Below are 18,286 nucleotides of genomic sequence, written 5' to 3' on the forward strand. Positions count from 1 at the left end.
ATGGGCGACCCGTGGGTCGCCCATTTTTTAGGGCTTGAATATGGATATTGAAGGCTATCTGACCGATCTATTCAAAGAGAAGACATCCGGGGCTTTTCTGTTCCTTGGCTCCGGTTTTTCCAGGCGCTACATCGGCTTGGAAGACTGGAAGGGGCTTTTGCAGCGCTTCTGTGCTCCAGGGAAGAAGTTCGAATACTATCTTTCCCGAGTTGATGGCGACTATCCAGAAGCGGCAAAGCTCCTGTCTGTCGATTTTAACGAAAGATGGTGGTCCGATCCCGAGTTTGAGGAAAGTCGCGCTCATTATGGTCAGAGCGTATCTACCAGTTCATCAGCCCTAAGGGTTGAGATCTGCAGATATCTGTCCTCACTTACTGATAAATTCCCGGATGGTGTGCTTCTTGGTGAAGAGGTTGAGATAGTTCGCAGGCTCAATGTCGATGGTGTTATTACCACTAATTGGGATTGTTTTGCCGAGCATCTTTTCCCTGATTATAAGGTCTACGTAGGACAGGGGGACTTGCTGTTCGCTAACCCGCAAGAGGTTGGTGAGATATATAAAATCCACGGCGGGTGCTCGGATCCTGAATCGCTGGTCCTGACCTCTGACGACTACGCACTATTCGCAAGCCGGAATCCGTACTTGGCTGCCAAGCTAATTACGGTATTTGTTGAACATCCCGTCGTGTTTATTGGGTATTCGCTATCTGATCCGAATATTCAGTCGATACTTAGATCTATTAGCTCATGCATAGGCAGTAAGAATGTTAGCAAGTTGAGAAAGAACTTAATATTCTTGCAGAGGCCTGAGGAAGAAGAGGGTGATTCAATTTCGGAATCCTATTACGCTTTGGATGCAGAGCAGATTCCAATTGTTCTCGTAAAAACACAAGATTTCTCGAAGGTTTATGCTGCGCTTGAGAAAACCAAGAGAAAAGTTCCTGCTCGTATATTGCGTTTTTGTAAGGATCAGATGTATGAAATTGTCAAGAGCGGTGACCCGGATAAGAAAATAAGCGTCATCGACATCGAGAACATCACTAAAACGGATGATGTTGAATTCTTGGTAGGCGTTGGAGTAATTGCTAAGGGCCTCTCCGCGGTCGGTTATGAGTCAATCCAGTTAGTGGATTTGCTCTCTGATCTGGTAATTCAGGATCGTCAGTACAGCGCTGATATGATACTCAAGAGTGTCATTAAGAGTGTCGGAAGAAATACCAGTAATGTTCCGGTTTTCAAGTATTTGAATGCTGCCGGAATTACGACAAAGGCTGATTTTAACAAGTCGGAGTATGATCTTAAGAAATGGGTTGAGCGGAGGATCGATGAGTTCCGTTCCAACGTTTACAAGAAGTCTTTCGCTAAGAAGTGTAAGGATATGGATATTCAGGATGTGATCGATGAATTTACCCCGGAGGTCGCGGCCGCATACATTCCATTCCTTTCTGCCGACAAGATCGATCTCGAAGTTCTTCGAGGTTTTCTTGAAGACAATTTTGATATTTTCAAGGCGGGATCGACTGGCTACGTGAGCTACTATAGAAAGCTTGCCTGCTTCTATGATCGGCTTCGATGGGGCTGGCGTTTTTGACGACGCCTTTTCTCCCAATCGCATGCGATCTTCCTTGCGTTTTCTTTCGAATTGGGCTGAATGACGAGCGAGAAGGATCTCGTGGTACGCGGATTCATTGAGGTATTACAAGAGAGGAGTCGATGACTCTCCTGGAATGTTCTGGTCTGAGGGACTGTGAGGCTTGATTGTCTCTACGTGAGAGCAGTCAAGCTGCCAACCGCTACTTGGTGACGTAATTGGCATTGTTCCATTAGGATTAGTACTGGGCCAATTTTTATGAGTCATGCATGGGACGCATCAACTCACCGATCGGACTGGATGGGTTTCGGATCGGTTCCGAGTACTCTCGTCAAGATGTCGCACATCTGGGCGGATTGCCTGTTCCAACGGAAATTTATGGCACTGCCTGGGCCGACGGCATCCTAGAACTCGAGAACGCTGTGTTGCTGTTCGTAACACTCGAGAAGGAAGGGGAAGCCGACTACCTCGACGTTTTCGACGGCACCGACTTCTACTGGGAAAGCCAGAATAGGAACAGTCAAAGCTCCCCGATCATCCGCAGGATCTCAGGCGGTTCGCCCACCTATCTGTTCGCGCGGATGAGGGCAAAGTTTCGCGGCGCCTCCAATGCGGTCCCATTCATCTACTGCGGCAAGCTCGACTTCGTGGCGATGGACGGGGAGCACCCTGTTACGTGCCTGTTCGATGCGGTCGACATTGGAACCGGTCATAGCGACAGCCTGGCTGAGATCCTGCAGTGGCGTCCTAGCGTCTCCCCAACCGAGTTCTCTGCGCGCCAGCTGCGACTGAAGGGTGACGGAAAGATTCTGCCGCCAGCAACCACAAAGTCCTTCGCTACTCCTACGCCCGCTGTGGCGAGTGGCCCGTTGATCTGGGAAGTCGTGCTCACCGATGGCGCCATACGCAACGGCTACATCTCAGTTGACCCCAGTTGGTCAGGCTTCGATGCAGCCATGCTGGGCCTTCCAGACGTAGCGTCAGGAAGAGAAGCTACCTTTACGTTCCCGAATGGCTATCAGATCACCTCCGATTTGCGGCCCAATGGACCAGGCTCAGCTCGCATCCGCGCACGTGTTGCGCCCGCGTTTAGGCGCCTTGGGGTAACAGCGGGCGATTCGCTGCTCATCATTCAAGAGACAAACGGGCAGTATCGAATTGAGGCACGCAAGGGCAGCCGAGACACGTTTGAGCTCGGCTACGTACGTCTGCGCGAACGCTTCCTCGCACGATTCCCCGGATTCACCGGCTTCTCTAAAGATCAGCGCTTGTTGCGGGAAACCAGCTACAAGCGGCAGTTGGTAGAGCAGTACCCCGCGATCATGCGTCCGGCGCTCAGGAGCGGACAGCCAGAGGAAATTTGGTCTGCGCTGCTCAAGCTGCTTAAGGTTCGCGTTGGCGTAGAGAACGTGCAACCTCAGAACATTGTTGGTTGGCGAATTGTCGCGCAATTGGCCGAGTTGCCAGAGGACGATCGAGTAGCGCTGGGTAGGGCGGTCCTCTCACTGCTTAGGAGGCGGGACGACAACGTTGCACTTGAGGCCTTCAATGAGTCCTTGTACAAGCTGAGCGCACCGCTACAGCCTGCCGGCCAACGGTCGCTTTCAAGCCTTCTGCTTACTCTAAAAGATCCGACTCGCTACTTTTTCATCAAGACCGGCCAGATGCGCCGTGCCTTGGGTCTGCTCGACCCGACCTTCGACTTCCGCAAGGGCGGCATGACCGTCGAAGAATGGGAGCGCATTCGTGCGCTCTCGAGCCGCCTCGCCGATCGACTGTCAGATGACGGCTGGCCGCCCTCAGACATGATCGACGTTCAGTCCTTCCTCTGGGTGGCCATCGCCTATGAGCAGGGCGACGGTGCAGAGGCTGAGGAGCAAGAAGATGAAGCTGTGGAACAGGATGACGATATGCAGGTGATGCACGCTCCCTCCAACACCATCCTCTATGGCCCACCCGGTACCGGCAAGACCTATGGTGTGGTGGATAAGGCTCTGGAGATCCTCGATCCGGAGTTGCTGGCCGCCATCAAGGGTCAGGGGGCTGGTGCGCGAGCCGTGCTCAAGCAACGCTTCGATGCGCTGCATGAAGAAGGACGCATCCGCTTCGTCACCTTCCACCAGAGCTTCGCTTATGAGGACTTCGTGGAGGGCCTGAAGGCTCGTGCAGGTGCAAGCGGTGCGCTCGAGTATGGCGTTGAGAACGGTGTCTTCCTCGAGCTTTGCATCGATGCGCAGCACAGCGACCTGCCATACGTACTCATCATCGACGAGATTAATCGGGGAAACATCGCCCGCATCTTCGGCGAGCTCATTACCCTCATTGAGCCCAGCAAGCGGCAGGGGATGGATGAAGCGTTGTCCGTTCGCTTGCCGTACTCCAAGCAAGATTTTGCGGTGCCAGCCAACTTGCACATCATTGGCACAATGAATACTGCGGACCGCTCGCTGGCTGCGATGGACGTAGCACTGCGCCGACGCTTCCGGTTCATCGAAATGCCGCCCCAGCCGGAGCTGCTTGATTGGGACGTCGACGGTATTCGCATGGGTGAACTGTTAAGCACCCTAAACAGTCGCATCGAAGTTCTGCTCGGCCGGGATCACCTCATCGGCCATGCGTACTTGATGGGCGCCAAAGATCTGCCTGGGCTGGCTGAGGCGTTCCGCCTGCGCATTCTGCCGTTGCTGCAGGAGTACTTCTTCGAAGACTGGCGTCGTATCGCTTGGGTGCTGAACGATGATGCTAAGCCGCAGGGTGAGCGCTTCTTGCGCCAGCGCGAGCTGCAGTTGAACCGCCTGTTTGCCCCGGAGGCACAGCTCGCACCTGACACCGCCAATTGGTATATCCATGAGTCAGCGTTCGAGCAGGCAGCCAGTTACAGGGGAATTCTCGTCGGCCAGGCAGACTGACCGATGGCTGTGCTGACTGTGCGCGAGTATGCGCGGATCGGCGTTTCAGAAGGCGGTCCGCAGCAGGAGGGGCTGGATGCCGCCTTCTTCCCGCAGGCGTCCTTTGACTGGCTCTGTGGTGAGTTCGAGCGCTTGCGCGCGGGCGGAGCGGCGCTCATGCAGCGCGATGGCGCACGCTGGCTGCGTCTGGACCAGTATGTAGGTGTAGTGGAATGTCCCGACGGCACCACATTGGAGGTGCTGCCGAAGCACGTTGCACATGTAGATGATGCGCTCGGCGCGAGGCGGTTGCTGCGCCGCATGCTATGCACCGTGCTAGACATCTCACCGAGGGAAGGTAGTCCTGCCGACGTGACTCTATTCGATACGCCATTAAATGAATGGGTCATGGGGCGATTCATCGGCGCGCTGGATGAACTACTAAAGCGCGGACTTCGCTTCGACTACACACGGGTCCGCGAGGAGCAGTTGTTCCTGCGTGGTCGCTTGGATATTTCGCGTCAGCTCCGTCAGTCGCCCACTCGTGCCCACGTCTTCAACATCGAGCACGATGTGTTTAGCGAGGACAGGCCTGAGAACCGGCTACTGCGCGTCGCCCTGGATCGCGTGTGTGCACGTACGCGCAACGCGGGAACCTGGAGACTTGCCCAGGAGTTGTCTACGCGTATGGCCAGCGTGCCACGAAGTACCCAGGTGGCTAACGATCTGCGCGCTTGGGGCAGCGACCGGCTGATGGCCCACTATCGTGAAGTCCGTCCGCTATGCGAGCTGATCTTGTCGGGCCAGAGCCCCTTGGCATTGGCGGGCGATTGGCGCAGCCCAAGCATGATGTTCCCCATGGAGCGGCTGTTTGAGCGCTACGTGGGCGCTTGCCTAGCGCGCCAGTTCGCGCCGGAGTGGCGGGTTGGCGGTGCAGCGTCGGAGTACCTGTGCAGCCATGGCGGGGCAAGCTGGTTCAATCTGATTCCAGATTTTCTGCTGCGACGAGGCGATGAGCTCCGCGTACTTGATACGAAGTGGAAGGTGCTGGATGCGACGGCCAGCGATGCGCGTGAGAAGTATGGGCTCAAACAATCCGACTTCTACCAGATGTTTGCCTACGGGCAGCGCTACCTGGGTGGAGCAGGGCAGTTGGCGCTGGTCTATCCGCAGCACGCGGGATTCACGCAGCCCCTTCCCGCATTTGATTTCAGCGCCGAACTACAGCTTTGGGTGTTGCCCTTTGATTTAGAGCGTGGATTGCTGGTGACGCCGGAACACTGGCGGCCGAATGGCAACATCCCTCCTCAAGTGAACCCACCCGCTGCGCATAGCAGCGAGCTCAGTAGCTGGGTTCCCTGAACTATCGGAGCCGGCCGCTCATGCACACGTGCTACTCCCGCACGTGCAACCGCTCACTCACCTGCGCAGTCAACGCCACACAAGCCATCTTCAACCCCTCCATCACCCGATCCCCCAGGTACTCCTCGGGCGCGCCGTTCTGCCGAGTCCGCTCCGCAGCCAGCATCAGCTCCGCCACCACGCGCAGCCCCGCCAGCGCGCAATCTGCATCTGCCAACTGAAGGCAGCGCCCAGGCAGTTGATGCCGCTCCGGCCACGGCTGGCCATCCGCCGCCGCACCGGTGCCGATGCGGTGCAGCGTGGCGACGAAGGAGTTTGGATCGGGTGAGGGTTCGCGCTCGGTCACGGCGTTGTCCGGATCGTAGTGCGCGTGCAGGGAACGGAAGTCCGATGTGTTCATGGCAATGCTCCGTACAGGACAGATAGCAGCGCCACCGATAAAGGTGGCGGACGGTGCGGGCTCGAAAACCGGTGAATACCCAAGCCGGCGGGCCCGAAGGCCCCCACGCACCGCCCGCCATGGAACGCGAACGGATTGCCAGCCGGCGCCATCCGAAGATGACGCCGACTGGCAAGCGTAAAGCACTGGGTATTCAGACGGGTTTTCGAGTCCCGCGCCACCCTTTTCCGGTGGCACGCCAAGAGATACCCGTACAGCTACCAAATGCCAAGAAACTGCAGAACCGGCGATTGCCAGTCCTGACGCTTTCGGCATTGTCGCACACGGTGTTAAGCCGGCAAGCGATTGCGCCGCAACGGTCTTGGAGGGCTTGGCGTTATTGGCCCCAAGTGCAGAACTGCTCGCAGTCTGGGCCATGGCGTAGGGCCAATCGCGACAGATTGAACCAGCGGTTCAGCCGGGCGGCGCCTCGGCCGGAGGCACGAAGCTCAAACGCACCCGAACCCGCGCATGCCGCGCGACGCCCTCAACCACGACCGGTTCGAAGCGCCACTGGTCCACTGCGGTAAAGGCCGCACGATCAAGCTCCCGCAGTCCGCTGGACCGCACCACCATCACGTTGGAAACCTGGCCCAGCTCATCCAGCTGAGCAACCAACAGCACCGCCATGGGCATCTGCAGCAAGGTATCGGGCGGGGTGGCAGGGGCCGTTGAATACACAACGGCAGGCGCCTGCTGCAGCTCGAAGGTGGGGTTGTCACCGCGCTCTACGAACACTTCAGTGGAAACCTGCGGGTCTGCCGCCATGGCCATGGCAGGTGTAGCGCCCAGCAGCATCAGAACGAGGTTCAGTGCCAGGGTGGTGTTCAAACGGGGCATACGTGGTTTCCATTCCGGTGCGCTGCCAGCATAGCGGCCATCCTCTGGCATGGCTTGCCTTGAATGCCGGCGCGCCGGACGGCTGCACGGTTCACACTGGCATGCCAGGCCGTGGCCACAGCGCATCGTCGCGCTCCAGGTCGTAGTCGTTGCCGAACGCCAGTGCGGCCTCGCGCGGAGGCAGATCTGCGTAGCAACCCAGCAGGTACTCATCCATGCCGGCATCGCGATGGTCGATGGCGAACAGGTGGAGGAGCTCGTTGTCGAAGGCTTCCAGCCATGTGGGGTCGATTCTGATCATGGGCATCCTCCAGTGAGAAGAGGAGTGTGGCTGCGATGGGTCTCACACGGCGGGACGCGCCGTCGGCGGTCCGAAAAATTTGATTGTGGTCCGATTGCGTACCAATGCATGCCAGAGTAAAAGAGGACCGTAGTTACCCATCGCAACACCCATAGGAAAGGAGACCCATGGCTGCCATCGAAGACAATGACGCGCTGTTCGATTCTCAGTTGATCATCGGTCCCACGATCGTTGCGGGAAGCAACCTGCTTCGCCATCTGCAGGCGGCGGGCGAGTTCGACATCAACTCTGCACACAATTGGCTGTACCTGCCCATTGAGCAGGCGTTCGCAGATGAGCTGGGATGCTCGCGCTATGTGCAGGAGCCGATTGATGCCTACTCACAGGGCATGTTGCGGCAGTTGGCTACCATCGAGGCCTCGCCGGACGGGCAGGGGGCGCTTGAAGGCGACCTAGGTTCTATCGTTCGGGCAGTGGAGGCCGTGAGGGTGCTGCAGGACACGGTGAAGGTGGCGCTGATCAATGGGGATCTGGTGTTGGCCTAGCGGAGCTGAAGCTGGGGAGTGCCAGCTCTTGGAGCTTCGGTGCGTTGGGAACGTACGACAGCTATGTCACGCAGGGCAACGTGCGGCAGCGTGGCGCCAGCTTTCACTTAAATGAAAGGAGGTCACTTTCCTCTCCTTCAGGTTGGCTCTAGGCTAGCAATTAGGATTTTGTAAGGGATGAATATCATGGAGCAAATGGAGTCAACTCAGCCCAGACATGGGGAATTCTTCCTCTTGATGCCGGATACCACGCGAGGGGGAAAGGGGCACGGGGTAGTGTTCGAGAATATGAAGAAACTTCGCACACCTCCACGGTTGATCCTGCGTCCTGAAGGGGGGGGATTTCCACCTTTGGCAGAGAAACCACTGTTGGTTCACTCGCCCAAGAAGGGGGGGCTTCCGGAAGATCTTGAAGGAGGAATGAGCGGTTACTGGCTCGTCTCGGAGCGCTTGCGCAACGCGTTCGTCTCTGTCGATCCCAACGGATTCGAGTTTGCGGAGAGCGAATACCGCCTCGCCAATGGATCTGAAGGGCCGCGCTACTTCCTCTGCGATGTGACCCGAGTGATCGATGCGGTCGATGAAGCTGCGTCAAAGCTCCGCATTGTTCGCGACGAGGGCTATCCCGGAGGCAAGTTTTACGACCTCAGGGGTGGGAGTTCCTTGGCGTTCCGAAAGGATGTCATCAGCCAGGCGCACATATTCAGAACGCCTTACTCAGGGAACCTGGTTTTCTGTGACAGCGCTTTGCGCGATGCGGTTCTGGCCGCCGGCATCGGTGGTAGGGGCGAGTCGCGAGGACTATCGTTTACGGACGCAGCTGATATCTGAGTCCGCTGATTGAACTCAAGGAAGAGGTCGCTCTATGCCGCGCAACAGTCCGATTCTTCAGAAGCACCATGTGCTTGAGCAACAAACCTTCAATAACAACGATTTTCTGCAGGCATTGGTGGACGCAGAGCTCGTTGAGAAGGACGTGTTCGAGAACCTGCTCTACATGCCGGCAGACAAGAAGCTCGCTGCTGCCATGGGGGTGTCCCCTCATGGCGGGGGGCCGATCAAGGACTATCAGAACGGAATCACCTTTTCTCTGGAGCTGATCGAGGCATCACCAGACGGCCAAGCTGCGCTTCGCGGTGACGTGGCTGCGATGCAGCGCGTGGCAGCTCAGGTCAACGGCCTTCGCGACACAATGACGATTGGCCTGGTCAATGGTGATCTTTACACGAACGCCCCTCTTGGCATGGATTCAGATGCCATCAGGCCGCGAACGCAGGCATTCTTCGGGAGTGTCGATCACTACGCGCAGGTCCACTCCTTGCAGTACGGTGCGTTGACTGGCATGAGTCCAGACGAGCGAATGCATCTTCTAGTGACCAGGACTGAATCGCGCATTGTGGCTTTGCTGGATGTCCATGATCAGTTCGGCGCCAAGCTGACTAAAGGAAGTGATCTTGAGCTTCAGAAGAACAGCTTGTCGGCGGCAATCTCCGAAGCGCAACAGTCTGGTCGGATTGTCATGTCGGAGCCCGGCATCCTGAAAGTGGAGCGTGTGCTGGGTGAGGAGGCTGCCTATCGCATTCGTGCGCCTCGCTTGCAGCAAGGCGGCATCACCATGGACCTCCTCCTCGGCGAAGCCTCCACCAGCCAACTGATCCGATCCGGCGGCCTGCTCGCCTCTGGCGCCGACGCTGTCATCACCGCCCGTCGCACCTCGCAGCTGCTGGAAGAAGGCAACGGCGCCGCCGCCCAGTCCGAGCTCACCCACGCTCTGGCACGCAACGGCGGTGGCTGGGTCGGTGGCATGGCCACCGCGTCGGTGATCGGCACGTCCAGCTTCGTCCCTGCGGCCATCGTCGCGGGCGATGCGCTGCTGATGAGTAAGGCGTTCGACAAGGGCGCCGATCTGCTCGACAACCGCGCCATTTACCGGCAGACCGACAAGGCCGGCGTCACGTGGCAGTTCAATGGCCTGAACTGGCAGCGCCAGGCGGTCATGGACAGCGCAGGCGACGGCCTGGGCAATCCGGCTGAGCGCAGTGTGGGCGCCAGTTACGAGAAGGCCCGCGAGCTGGGTGCGTACGCCCACGTAAAAGCGGTAGAGCTGGCGCTGGGCAAGGCGCCGCCGCCGCAGGATCCTTTCAGCATCCCGGCGAAGGACGGCGAGGGCCGTCTGGACAATCCCAACTGGTACCGCGATGCGCAGACCGAGCAGTGGACGCGGCAGGTCAAGATTGGCGTGTCCGGCGCTAACGACCGGGGGGTGTACGAGACGCAGACCGCCACCCCCGAGCGCGCCGACGAGTTGAATCGCGAGGCGGTGCAGCGCATCGAGAACAACATCGCCAACGGCAAGGCCGCGATTGCCGCCAGCTACCTGGAGACCCGTGCTGCTACCCGTTCCAGCGACTTCGTGCCGCTGGTGCCGGAAGCGGTGGAGCAGGCGCGTGCCAGGCCCGACGCCATCCGGGGCTCGGACAACCAGCTCTACCAGCGCGATGAAGCAGGGCAGTGGAACCATGCGGGCCAGATTGCGCAGGGGAACATGGCGCTGGAGCTGGAACTGACCCGCACCATCCAGCAGCCGTCGCTCGATCAGTTCAACCAGACCATCGCCGCATGGGACGCGCGGCCATTGCCGTCTGCGGCGGAAGTGAACCAGAACGAGCTGCGTCACAGCTACTACGCTGCGGGCGTTGCGCTGACCCCGGCGTGGGAGCAAGCGATTGCGCTGGCCACGGCGCGCACGCGCGAGCAGCACGGCATAACCGGGGCCACGCTTCAGGAGCTGGGGCCTGTAGCCGAGGGCAACGCCGGTGCCTCCCGGCCCATCACGCACTATCAGGTAGGTCAGGATGGCGTGGCGCGCGCCGTCGCTACCACCAGCACGCAGGAGCTGCAGGCCGCATGGAATGAGGTGCGCGCGCGTGCCAATGAACAAGCGCCGTTGCCGGACTCGCCCGAGCTGCGCATTGCTGCGCTGTCGGCGGGTGAGCAGGAGGCTTACCGGCAGGCACTGCAGGAGGCCAATCGGCAAGGTGCTGCGCAGGTGGATGCTGGACAGGCTGCACGAGCAGCCGCGCAGGTTGCACATGGCGACAAGCCATCCGAGCAGGATGAGAACATGGAAGTGCGGCCTCAAGAGCCGGCGACTGCGCAACCCATCGCGCCTGCGGCGGTTGCGGCAGCGTCGCCAGCGATAACGGTCGCACCACCACCTACGCCCACCCCACAGGACAAGCCTGAGCCTCAGCGGCACGCCGAGCAGCGCGATCCGCCGCGGCGTGAGGCGGAGCCGCAACCTCAGCCCCATCCAAATAGCGAGGCGCCCACCGAAAACCGTACCGCCTCACAGACGCCGGAGCCGGCTGGGCCGATGCAGGCGCACCCGGCCGCACCTGAGCGCGCGACGCCACATGTCGCCGCGCCCCTGGATGCGGCAACGCAGATGATGCCCACGCAGCGCACAGAGCAGGCATCGGAGCCGGAGCAGATGGTCGCACCTGCGGTTGCTCCCACTCCAGAGCAGGACATGATAGTGCAGGAGAGTGAACCGTTGCCCTTCAAGGAGCCGCTGCCTGCTGAGCCTTCGCGCGATCCATGGCCTTTGGAGCAGGAAGCGGCACAACACGTGCCAGAGCCCGAACCGGCTCTATCGGATGACCTCCAGCCTGTCACTGCGGCTGTCACCGTTCCTGCCGAGCCCACGATAGCGCCAAGCCCTGAGCCAGTCGCGCCCGCACCGGATGAGGCATCGGCCCCGAACTTGGCGCTGCAGAACCCTTCGCAGCCCGGCCACCCCGATCACGCGCTGTATCAGCAGATCCGCGAGGGCGTGGAAGCGCTGGACGCCAAGCACGGCCGCAGCTTCGATGAAGTCAGCGAACGCATGACGGCCAGCCTTCTGGTACTGGCCAAGGACAACGACCTGGAACGGGTGGACCATGTGCTGGTGAGCAACGCTACGCGCGAACACCCGGCCGGGCACACGCTGTTCGTGGTGCAGGGTGAGCCCAGCAATCCGGCCCATCAGCGCGCTGCGATGCCGACGGAGCTGGCGGCGCAGACATCAGTTGAAGAGTCACTGCAACAGTTCGACTCTGTCAGCCGTGAAGCGCATCAGCGTGCGCTTGCGAATCAGATGGATCAGCAGCTGGAAGACCAGCGGGTGCAGCACGACATCCAGATTCGTGCGGCCAGCGCGGGATGATCAACGTGTGAGCTGCACTGGGCGACCTGCGAAAAGGACCGAAGATGAAGCCACAAGGAAAGCGCCGGATCTGCATGCTCGCTGGACTGCTCGTTCTTCTGGCTACGGGGTGCCGACCCGAGGCGGCTCGCGACGCAGGCTCGATAGCAGAGGCCCATCGTCCGGATCTGGTGCCGCTTGTGCGCGCCATGCCCACCTCGCCAATGGATGAGCCATTGGCAGTGGAATTCGATGTGGATGTTCCCAGCAGGAATTCCTCTCCAACGCTCATGATCGGCATTCGGGTCAATCGTACGGACGACGTCGCGGCACTGGAGGCACTGGTCGATGTTCAGGCATCCGGGCTCCAGGCCAACGTCTTCATGGCGCGCCTGGAATCGGGTGGATGGAAGGACGTGCCGTTGCTCCGGCTGGAGTCGATCATCGGGGAACCTGCCCGGACGATTCCCATCCCCGCCGATGGTCGAGTAACCAGCGCGTGGCTGGACGATGCTGACGTACTGGCGCTGCAGAATGCTGGGCTGGAACGACCCGGTGATACCTACGCACAGCTGGCCTTCGCATGGGCACGCAATCCCTCGCCGGGCCGATACCGGGTTGAAGTGCAACTGCATTCGCCCTTGCCGCAGCTTGAGCCGTTCCACCCGGAACTGCTGGTTGCTTACCTGCGCAGGCCCAAATAAGGCAGCCTCGCCACCGCCGGCACGCTGAGTGTCACGGGTAAGTGAGCTCGCCATTCTGCCGATAGACGGGGATCGTATTCATCGGTCTCCCTCTCCGAACTGGACTGGCGTAGACGCAGGCTCATGATGGAGGAGATCTGCGCAGAAGCGTCTTTGGCTGTGATGACCCTCGGCGGGTGCCTGTCTGGGTTGAAGCCGAGCGCCCGGATCTCCAGCGTTTACGACTGAACGCGATAGCGGCTCAGAAGATCACGCACGCTGGTTTCCAGGCGCTGCCAGTCGCTCAGCATGACGCGTGCATAGTTCATCTCGATGGCGATGCTGTCGCCAACATCCACGATGGAATGGCGGCACATTGCGATCTGGCCTTCTCCTGCGCGTTTAAGTGTCTTTCCCTGAGCTACAAGTCCGTCAGGAATCCGATCTGCCGGGTCGCAGCTGATGAACGTTGTCAGTTGGCCCTCCACCGAGCGGGCCACATACCAGTCTGGCTCCATACCCGGGTTGTGCACGTAAGGCCTGCCCAGCGCAGCCTCCGAGTCCTTTGCATAGGCTGCCATCAACGATGGGTCAATCGCATACGGCGTCAGACCCCAGCGTTCGGGTTGTGCAACGCGCAGCGCGAGGTTCTCTACCGGGTCCCTTCGCTCCAGTGATCCCGGCGCGCTGGTGGCTTCACTACTGGACCGACGCGCCAGATAGTTCTGGATGGGAACGCGATCGATGTATCTAAGCTCGACCAGCACCTGCCGCCGGCTGTCCTGCGTGCTGCGCACCGGGCGATCACCGGGCGGCGCTGCATCGAAATCCGGCCAGAACACCGTGAGCATGACGCCCCCATCGGCCAGGGGGCCCGTCTGGTTGTAGTAGAGGTTGGCCGGGAACATGAAGCGGTGCGGGCCAAGCCGAGCCTCTACCGGCTGCGTCTTGTAGGTCTGTCCGCTCACCGTACGTGGGCTGGTTGCGGTTTCGGACATGGGGGTTCCGCTCAGGGCCTTTTCCGTCGATGGGCCCTTGGCGCAGGCGGTGGTGCTCAGCACGGCCACCAGGGCGAAAGAGGCAAGCCGGAAAGCCGGTGCTCTGCTCATGGGCGATTCCCTTGCATGATCGAAACGACTATAGGTCGGTGGAATGGCAAGCTCCAGTCGCTGCGGCGACCTTGCTCGCGCCCGGGTCCATTACTGCACGCTGGCTCACATATTCAGCAAGCCGCGATCGGTCGCCTCTATTCCTCCACCTACCCCCTATCCCACCTATGCCATCATCCAGCCAGGACCGCAGTACCCATCAAGGCTGAACAGGCATGGAGCAGGCAACACGCTACACCGCAACGCTGTACCTGGCCGCGCCCGGCACTCCACTGAAGAGTGGAGGTATCTCGCCGCGCGGCCATATGTACCTGCAGGTAGCCGCGGGCGACGAGGCCCACAGCTACGGCTTCGCACCACCGCGCCACGCGCCGGGCGAAGCCGCCACCGGCGCGCAGTACGCGCAGGTGCGCCACGATGATGCCGACGAACATCTGGACCCGTACTACAGCCGCACCGTGGAAATCACCGAGGAGCACTACGGCTGCCTGCGTGATTTCGCCGAGGAGCCGGCCGAGTTCGAATTCGACGTGGATCGCCCGGCCACCATCAACCGCTGCAGCGATTTCGTCTGGGCGGCGCTGCACTACGCCGGCCTGCATCCGCTGCCGGCGCCGCTGGATGGCGGCAGCAACCTGGGCGAGTTCGCGGTGCTGTTCAACCTGCCGGAAATCCAGTGCATTGCCGCGCCGTTCCCGGGCAGCGATCTGAATGCCGAAACCCACCACGCGATGCCCGAGCGCGAGGCCGAACATCATCGTGAGGGCGACCGTGCCAGCGATGAGCCGCCGCCGACGCCGATTGAAGTGGCCGGCACGCTGCTGGACCCCTCGCATCCGGACCATCGCCTGTTCTCGCAGCTGATCCAGAAAGTGGCCGAACTGGATGCCGCGCACGGGCGCCCCTTCGATGCCGCCAGCCAGCGCATCAGCGCCAGCCTGCTGGTGCTGGCCAAGCAGAACAATCTCTCGCGCGTGGACCACGTGCTGCTCAGCCAGCCAACGAAGAGCAGCCATGCGGCAGAGAGCATCTTCATCGTGCAGGGCGATCGTAATGACCCGGGGCACCGCCGCGCCAGCATCGCCACCGAAGTGGCGGCCAAGACCGATGTGGCCGATTCGCTGCGGTTGAAGGAGCAGTAACCCGCGCGCCTGCCATACGTGTGCAGGCGCACGCCACGCCCCCCCACCTGCTACCATTCCCCCGCCAACCCCAGCCAGCCCACCCCGCGCAGACAGATGCGGGGCGGGCCGTCGCAGTACGGCCCAGCGAGCCAGGACACCTTCCCGTGCCCATTCAAGGACGCTCGCATGTTCCGTAATCCTCTCTTCCGCTCGGCCGCCCTGGCCGTTGCCGTTTCGCTCAGCCTCGGCGTGCCCTCGGCGTTCGCCGACAACGCACCCGCCGCCAGTGCCACCGCCGCCGTACAGCGCCAGGCCGTGGCCAAGGGCCTGTACGAGCTGGCCTACAGCCCGAAGCAGAACGCCGTGTTCGTGGCCTCGTCCGGCGGCTTCGGCGATGACGCCGGCCCGGCCCAGGTGCTGCGCCTGAACCCGGCCACGCTGGCCGTGGAAACCCGCATCCCGCTGGAGCGCAAGGCGTTCGGCGTGGTGTTGGATGACGCCCACAACCGCCTGTACGTGGGCAACACCGTGGACCTGTCGGTGACGGTGGTCGACACCGCGCAGAACAAGGCCGTCGGCACCATCCAGTTGATGGAAAAGAAGACCGGCAAGGACGGCAAGGCCGCCTACACCCACGACCTGCGCGAGCTGGTGGTCGACAGTGCGGCCAACCGCCTGTACGTGACCGGCCACAGCAGCCAGCCGGACGTGAGCAGCGTGCTGTTCGTGATCGATACCACCACGCTGAAGGTGATCAACACCATCGACGGCCTGGGCAATGCCAAGGCGCCGGGCCTGGCGCTGGATGCGGCCAACAAGCGCGTCTACACCAGCAACCTGCTGGCCGACCTGGTGGTGGTGGGCACCGATTCGAACAAGGTGGTGGCGCAGCACAGGATCGCCGCCGAGCAGCCGATGAACATCGCGCTGGACCCGGCCGGCAAGCGCCTGTTCGTGACCGACCAGGGCTCGGAATTCCTGCGTGGCTACCAGGCCAAGAGCAGCGGGCTGGTCAGCAAGCATCCGGGCCAGCGCGTGCTGGTGCTCGACCGCAGCACCGGCAAGGAACTGGCCAGCATCCCGACCGACGCCGGCCCGCTGGGCATCCTGCTGGATGCACCGCGCAAGCGCCTGTACGTGACCAACCGCGAAGCCGGTACGGTGACCGCCTACAACAGTGACAGCTACCAGAAGGTGGCGACCTACAAGGTGCCGACCCACCCGAACAGCTTGGCGCTGGATGCGAAGAACAACGTGTTGTTCGTGAGCATCAAGAACGGCGAGAAGGATGACAAGGGCGCTGACGAGAGCGTGGCACGGATTCAGCTGTAATGGGGTGACGCCGGGGCACGCCCGGCGGCGAGCCGCGTGAAGAAGGCAGGGTGAAGACCCTGCCTTTTTCATTGGCCGGTTGCGGCGCCAGCAGCCGGCGGCTAGGGTTGAACCTCATGGCAGGGAGCCAAAGGATCTGAATCATGCTGGGTATCCACCGCTGGCTGCGCGCCGGCCTGGTCTTCACGCTGGCGGGCGCACTCGGCGCCTGCAGCAGCCGCGTACCGGATGCGCCGGAGCCACTGGATCTGGTCAAGCCAATTATCGTTGCCGAGCCCGGCCAGGCGGTGCGGTTCGAGTTCGAGACGAATGCCCGCAACTTCAAGCCGGGTCGCACGTATGCGCTGGAGCTGGAGTTGCAGCGCCAAGGGACACGAAGGCCGGACGAGCCTGACGTGGGCACATCAAGGGTCCCGTTCGAGGTGACCCTGCAGCAATGGGGCACTGATGCCTGGAAGGATGTTCCCACCTACGACAGCTATCAGGCCGGGGTGCTCAATGCAGGTGAACAGCTTCCGGAATGGCATGCATCCAGCGAATGGCGGTATACGTCGCCGCACATGGGCAGTGACGGCCAATACACGCTGAGCCTGGTTGCTCTGCCACTGGAGCTTGATACCCGCTATCGCGTACAGGTTCGCACTGCGCAGGCCTCGCCGGAACTGCAGCACTACTCGGCTCAGTTGCGGGTACACGCAGCCCGGCCGCCAGGCAAGTAATCACTTACCACTGGAAGGAACGAAAGAATCACCTTATGGACAAGCCGCGCTATACCGTAGAGATCGTTATTGCTGCACCTGGCACACCGCTGATCGACCCCAGGACGCACAAGCCGGCCGTCGACACTGAGGGTGTTCCGCAGACGTCCGCCCCAGGACATATGTTCTACGTCCTGCATGCACCCGGCGTGCCTGCGAAGAGCTATGGATTTGCTCCCAAGGAGCACGGAAGCATGAATGGTCCTGGCGCCATCATGGAGGATGACGCAACGGTCTATAGAGACCCGCGCTACACCCGTACCCTCGAGATCAGCGAAGATCAGTACAGGAAGCTCCAGCAGTTCGGCTCGGACCCGGAGAAATTCGGTTTCAGCAAGCACTATCAGGATGTTCGCCACAACTGCGTGGACTTCACTTGGGAAGCGCTGAATCACGCGGGCATCCAGCGGAAAAGCAGCATCGACGTGAACGCGTTGGGTGGTCCCGCCGGCCAGCTTCTTCCGGATGTTCGCATTCCTCTTGACATCAAGGGGGCAGGCAAGGATGCATTCCGACCGCTGCGCAACATCCACGGTGTGGACAGCATTGATCCGCCGTTTCCGGACAGCGAGCTCAACCAGAGGAAAACCAATCCCCTGCCGGAGCGCAGTCTCAAGCAACACATGCTGAGTGATGCCGAGGGCATGGGCGAACGAAGCGGTGATCGTCTGGGCTGGCACAGCAACGACCCGCTGCTCTCGCAGATCCACCAGGGCGTGGCCCGGCTCGATGCAGAGCGGGGCCGTGCCTTCGATGCCACCAGCGAGAACATCAGTGCCAGCCTGTACGCGCTGGCCAAGGCCAATGGCCTGACCCAGGTCGACCATGTGCTGTTGAGCGATCGCACCGCGCAGGCCGATGTGGCGCAGAGCATCTTCATCGTCCAGGGGGAGCGCAACGACCCGGCACAGTTGCGGGCCAGCATGCCAACGGCGGTGGCCGCGCAGACACCGGCAGAAACCTCGTTCGAGCGCGCTGAGCAGCTGTCGCAGTCTGGGCAGGCGCGCACGCAGGATGAACTGCAGCAGCGCCAGGTGCAGGAGCAGTCCGGGCCGCGCATGGCCTAGGGCAGCAAGCGCACGGCGAGTCGACGTTCTCGCGGTGGGCCGCCGGTAACGCTGGAGG

15 protein-coding genes are annotated in these 18,286 nt (G+C 61.0%); 11 read left to right on the forward strand and 4 right to left on the reverse strand.

Annotation, left to right across the window (positions count from 1 at the left end; translation table 11 throughout):
• The first annotated feature begins 40 nt into the window (after positions 1–40).
• The 3 genes from AC5P8D_RS16860 (at position 41) to AC5P8D_RS16870 (ending at position 5,841) form a co-directional block, all read left to right on the forward strand.
• Positions 41–1,591 carry an SIR2 family protein gene (locus tag AC5P8D_RS16860; RefSeq protein WP_026347113.1) on the forward strand — a complete coding sequence of 517 codons (1,551 nt, stop codon included), beginning with the start codon at positions 41–43 and terminating at the stop codon, positions 1,589–1,591.
• 269 nt (positions 1,592–1,860) lie between these two features.
• The gene (locus AC5P8D_RS16865) at positions 1,861–4,500 is read left to right on the forward strand and encodes an AAA family ATPase (RefSeq protein ID WP_019660856.1); all 2,640 of its coding nucleotides are present in this window, start codon (positions 1,861–1,863) and stop codon (positions 4,498–4,500) included.
• 3 nt (positions 4,501–4,503) lie between these two features.
• Positions 4,504–5,841 (forward strand): McrC family protein, encoded by a 1,338-nt coding sequence (locus AC5P8D_RS16870; RefSeq protein WP_109814305.1) that lies wholly within the window; start codon positions 4,504–4,506, stop codon positions 5,839–5,841.
• Between the two features lie 31 nt (positions 5,842–5,872).
• On the opposite strand, the gene AC5P8D_RS16875 is transcribed toward AC5P8D_RS16870, so the two are convergent.
• The 3 genes from AC5P8D_RS16875 to AC5P8D_RS16885 all read right to left on the reverse strand — a co-directional run bounded on the left by AC5P8D_RS16875 (position 5,873) and on the right by AC5P8D_RS16885 (position 7,421).
• On the reverse strand, positions 5,873–6,241 hold the full coding sequence (locus AC5P8D_RS16875; protein ID WP_019660858.1) for a hypothetical protein: 369 nt from the start codon (positions 6,239–6,241) through the stop codon (positions 5,873–5,875).
• A gap of 453 nt (positions 6,242–6,694) precedes the next feature.
• On the reverse strand, positions 6,695–7,120 hold the full coding sequence (locus AC5P8D_RS16880; protein WP_019660859.1) for an energy transducer TonB: 426 nt from the start codon (positions 7,118–7,120) through the stop codon (positions 6,695–6,697).
• Between the two features lie 91 nt (positions 7,121–7,211).
• Positions 7,212–7,421: a hypothetical protein gene (locus AC5P8D_RS16885; RefSeq protein WP_313208592.1), complete on the reverse strand. Its 210-nt coding sequence runs from the start codon at positions 7,419–7,421 to the stop codon at positions 7,212–7,214.
• A gap of 167 nt (positions 7,422–7,588) precedes the next feature.
• Here AC5P8D_RS16885 and AC5P8D_RS16890 point away from each other — a divergent pair, with 167 nt between their 5' ends.
• From AC5P8D_RS16890 to AC5P8D_RS16905, 4 genes are all read left to right on the forward strand, one after another.
• Positions 7,589–7,966: a hypothetical protein gene (locus AC5P8D_RS16890; RefSeq protein WP_180880364.1), complete on the forward strand. Its 378-nt coding sequence runs from the start codon at positions 7,589–7,591 to the stop codon at positions 7,964–7,966.
• Positions 7,967–8,152: 186 nt separating this feature from the next.
• On the forward strand, positions 8,153–8,797 hold the full coding sequence (locus AC5P8D_RS16895) for a DUF1629 domain-containing protein (RefSeq protein WP_080112533.1): 645 nt from the start codon (positions 8,153–8,155) through the stop codon (positions 8,795–8,797).
• A 34-nt stretch (positions 8,798–8,831) separates the two neighbouring features.
• Positions 8,832–12,176, forward strand: a complete 3,345-nt coding sequence (locus AC5P8D_RS16900) for an XVIPCD domain-containing protein (RefSeq protein ID WP_495203510.1) — start codon at positions 8,832–8,834, stop codon at positions 12,174–12,176.
• A gap of 44 nt (positions 12,177–12,220) precedes the next feature.
• Complete coding sequence (locus AC5P8D_RS16905) at positions 12,221–12,859, forward strand: hypothetical protein (protein ID WP_152609496.1); 639 nt, start codon at positions 12,221–12,223, stop codon at positions 12,857–12,859.
• Between the two features lie 218 nt (positions 12,860–13,077).
• On the opposite strand, the gene AC5P8D_RS16910 is transcribed toward AC5P8D_RS16905, so the two are convergent.
• Entirely contained in the window at positions 13,078–13,947 is an 870-nt protein-coding gene (locus tag AC5P8D_RS16910) for a hypothetical protein (RefSeq protein ID WP_043399917.1), read from the reverse strand.
• Between the two features lie 215 nt (positions 13,948–14,162).
• Between AC5P8D_RS16910 and AC5P8D_RS16915 the strand changes: the two genes are divergently transcribed.
• The 4 genes from AC5P8D_RS16915 (at position 14,163) to AC5P8D_RS16930 (ending at position 18,228) form a co-directional block, all read left to right on the forward strand.
• A complete protein-coding gene (locus AC5P8D_RS16915) occupies positions 14,163–15,089 on the forward strand; it encodes an XVIPCD domain-containing protein (RefSeq protein WP_043399915.1) in 927 nt (308 codons plus the stop codon).
• Between the two features lie 168 nt (positions 15,090–15,257).
• On the forward strand, positions 15,258–16,403 hold the full coding sequence (locus AC5P8D_RS16920) for a YncE family protein (protein WP_171953760.1): 1,146 nt from the start codon (positions 15,258–15,260) through the stop codon (positions 16,401–16,403).
• A gap of 143 nt (positions 16,404–16,546) precedes the next feature.
• Positions 16,547–17,122, forward strand: coding sequence for a hypothetical protein (locus AC5P8D_RS16925; RefSeq protein WP_010484173.1), 576 nt, complete (start codon positions 16,547–16,549; stop codon positions 17,120–17,122).
• Between the two features lie 35 nt (positions 17,123–17,157).
• Positions 17,158–18,228, forward strand: a complete 1,071-nt coding sequence (locus tag AC5P8D_RS16930) for an XVIPCD domain-containing protein (RefSeq protein ID WP_495203511.1) — start codon at positions 17,158–17,160, stop codon at positions 18,226–18,228.
• Positions 18,229–18,286: the final 58 nt, after the last annotated feature.

It is taken from the genome of Stenotrophomonas sp. YJH_SMC_101-4 (assembly GCF_059370395.1).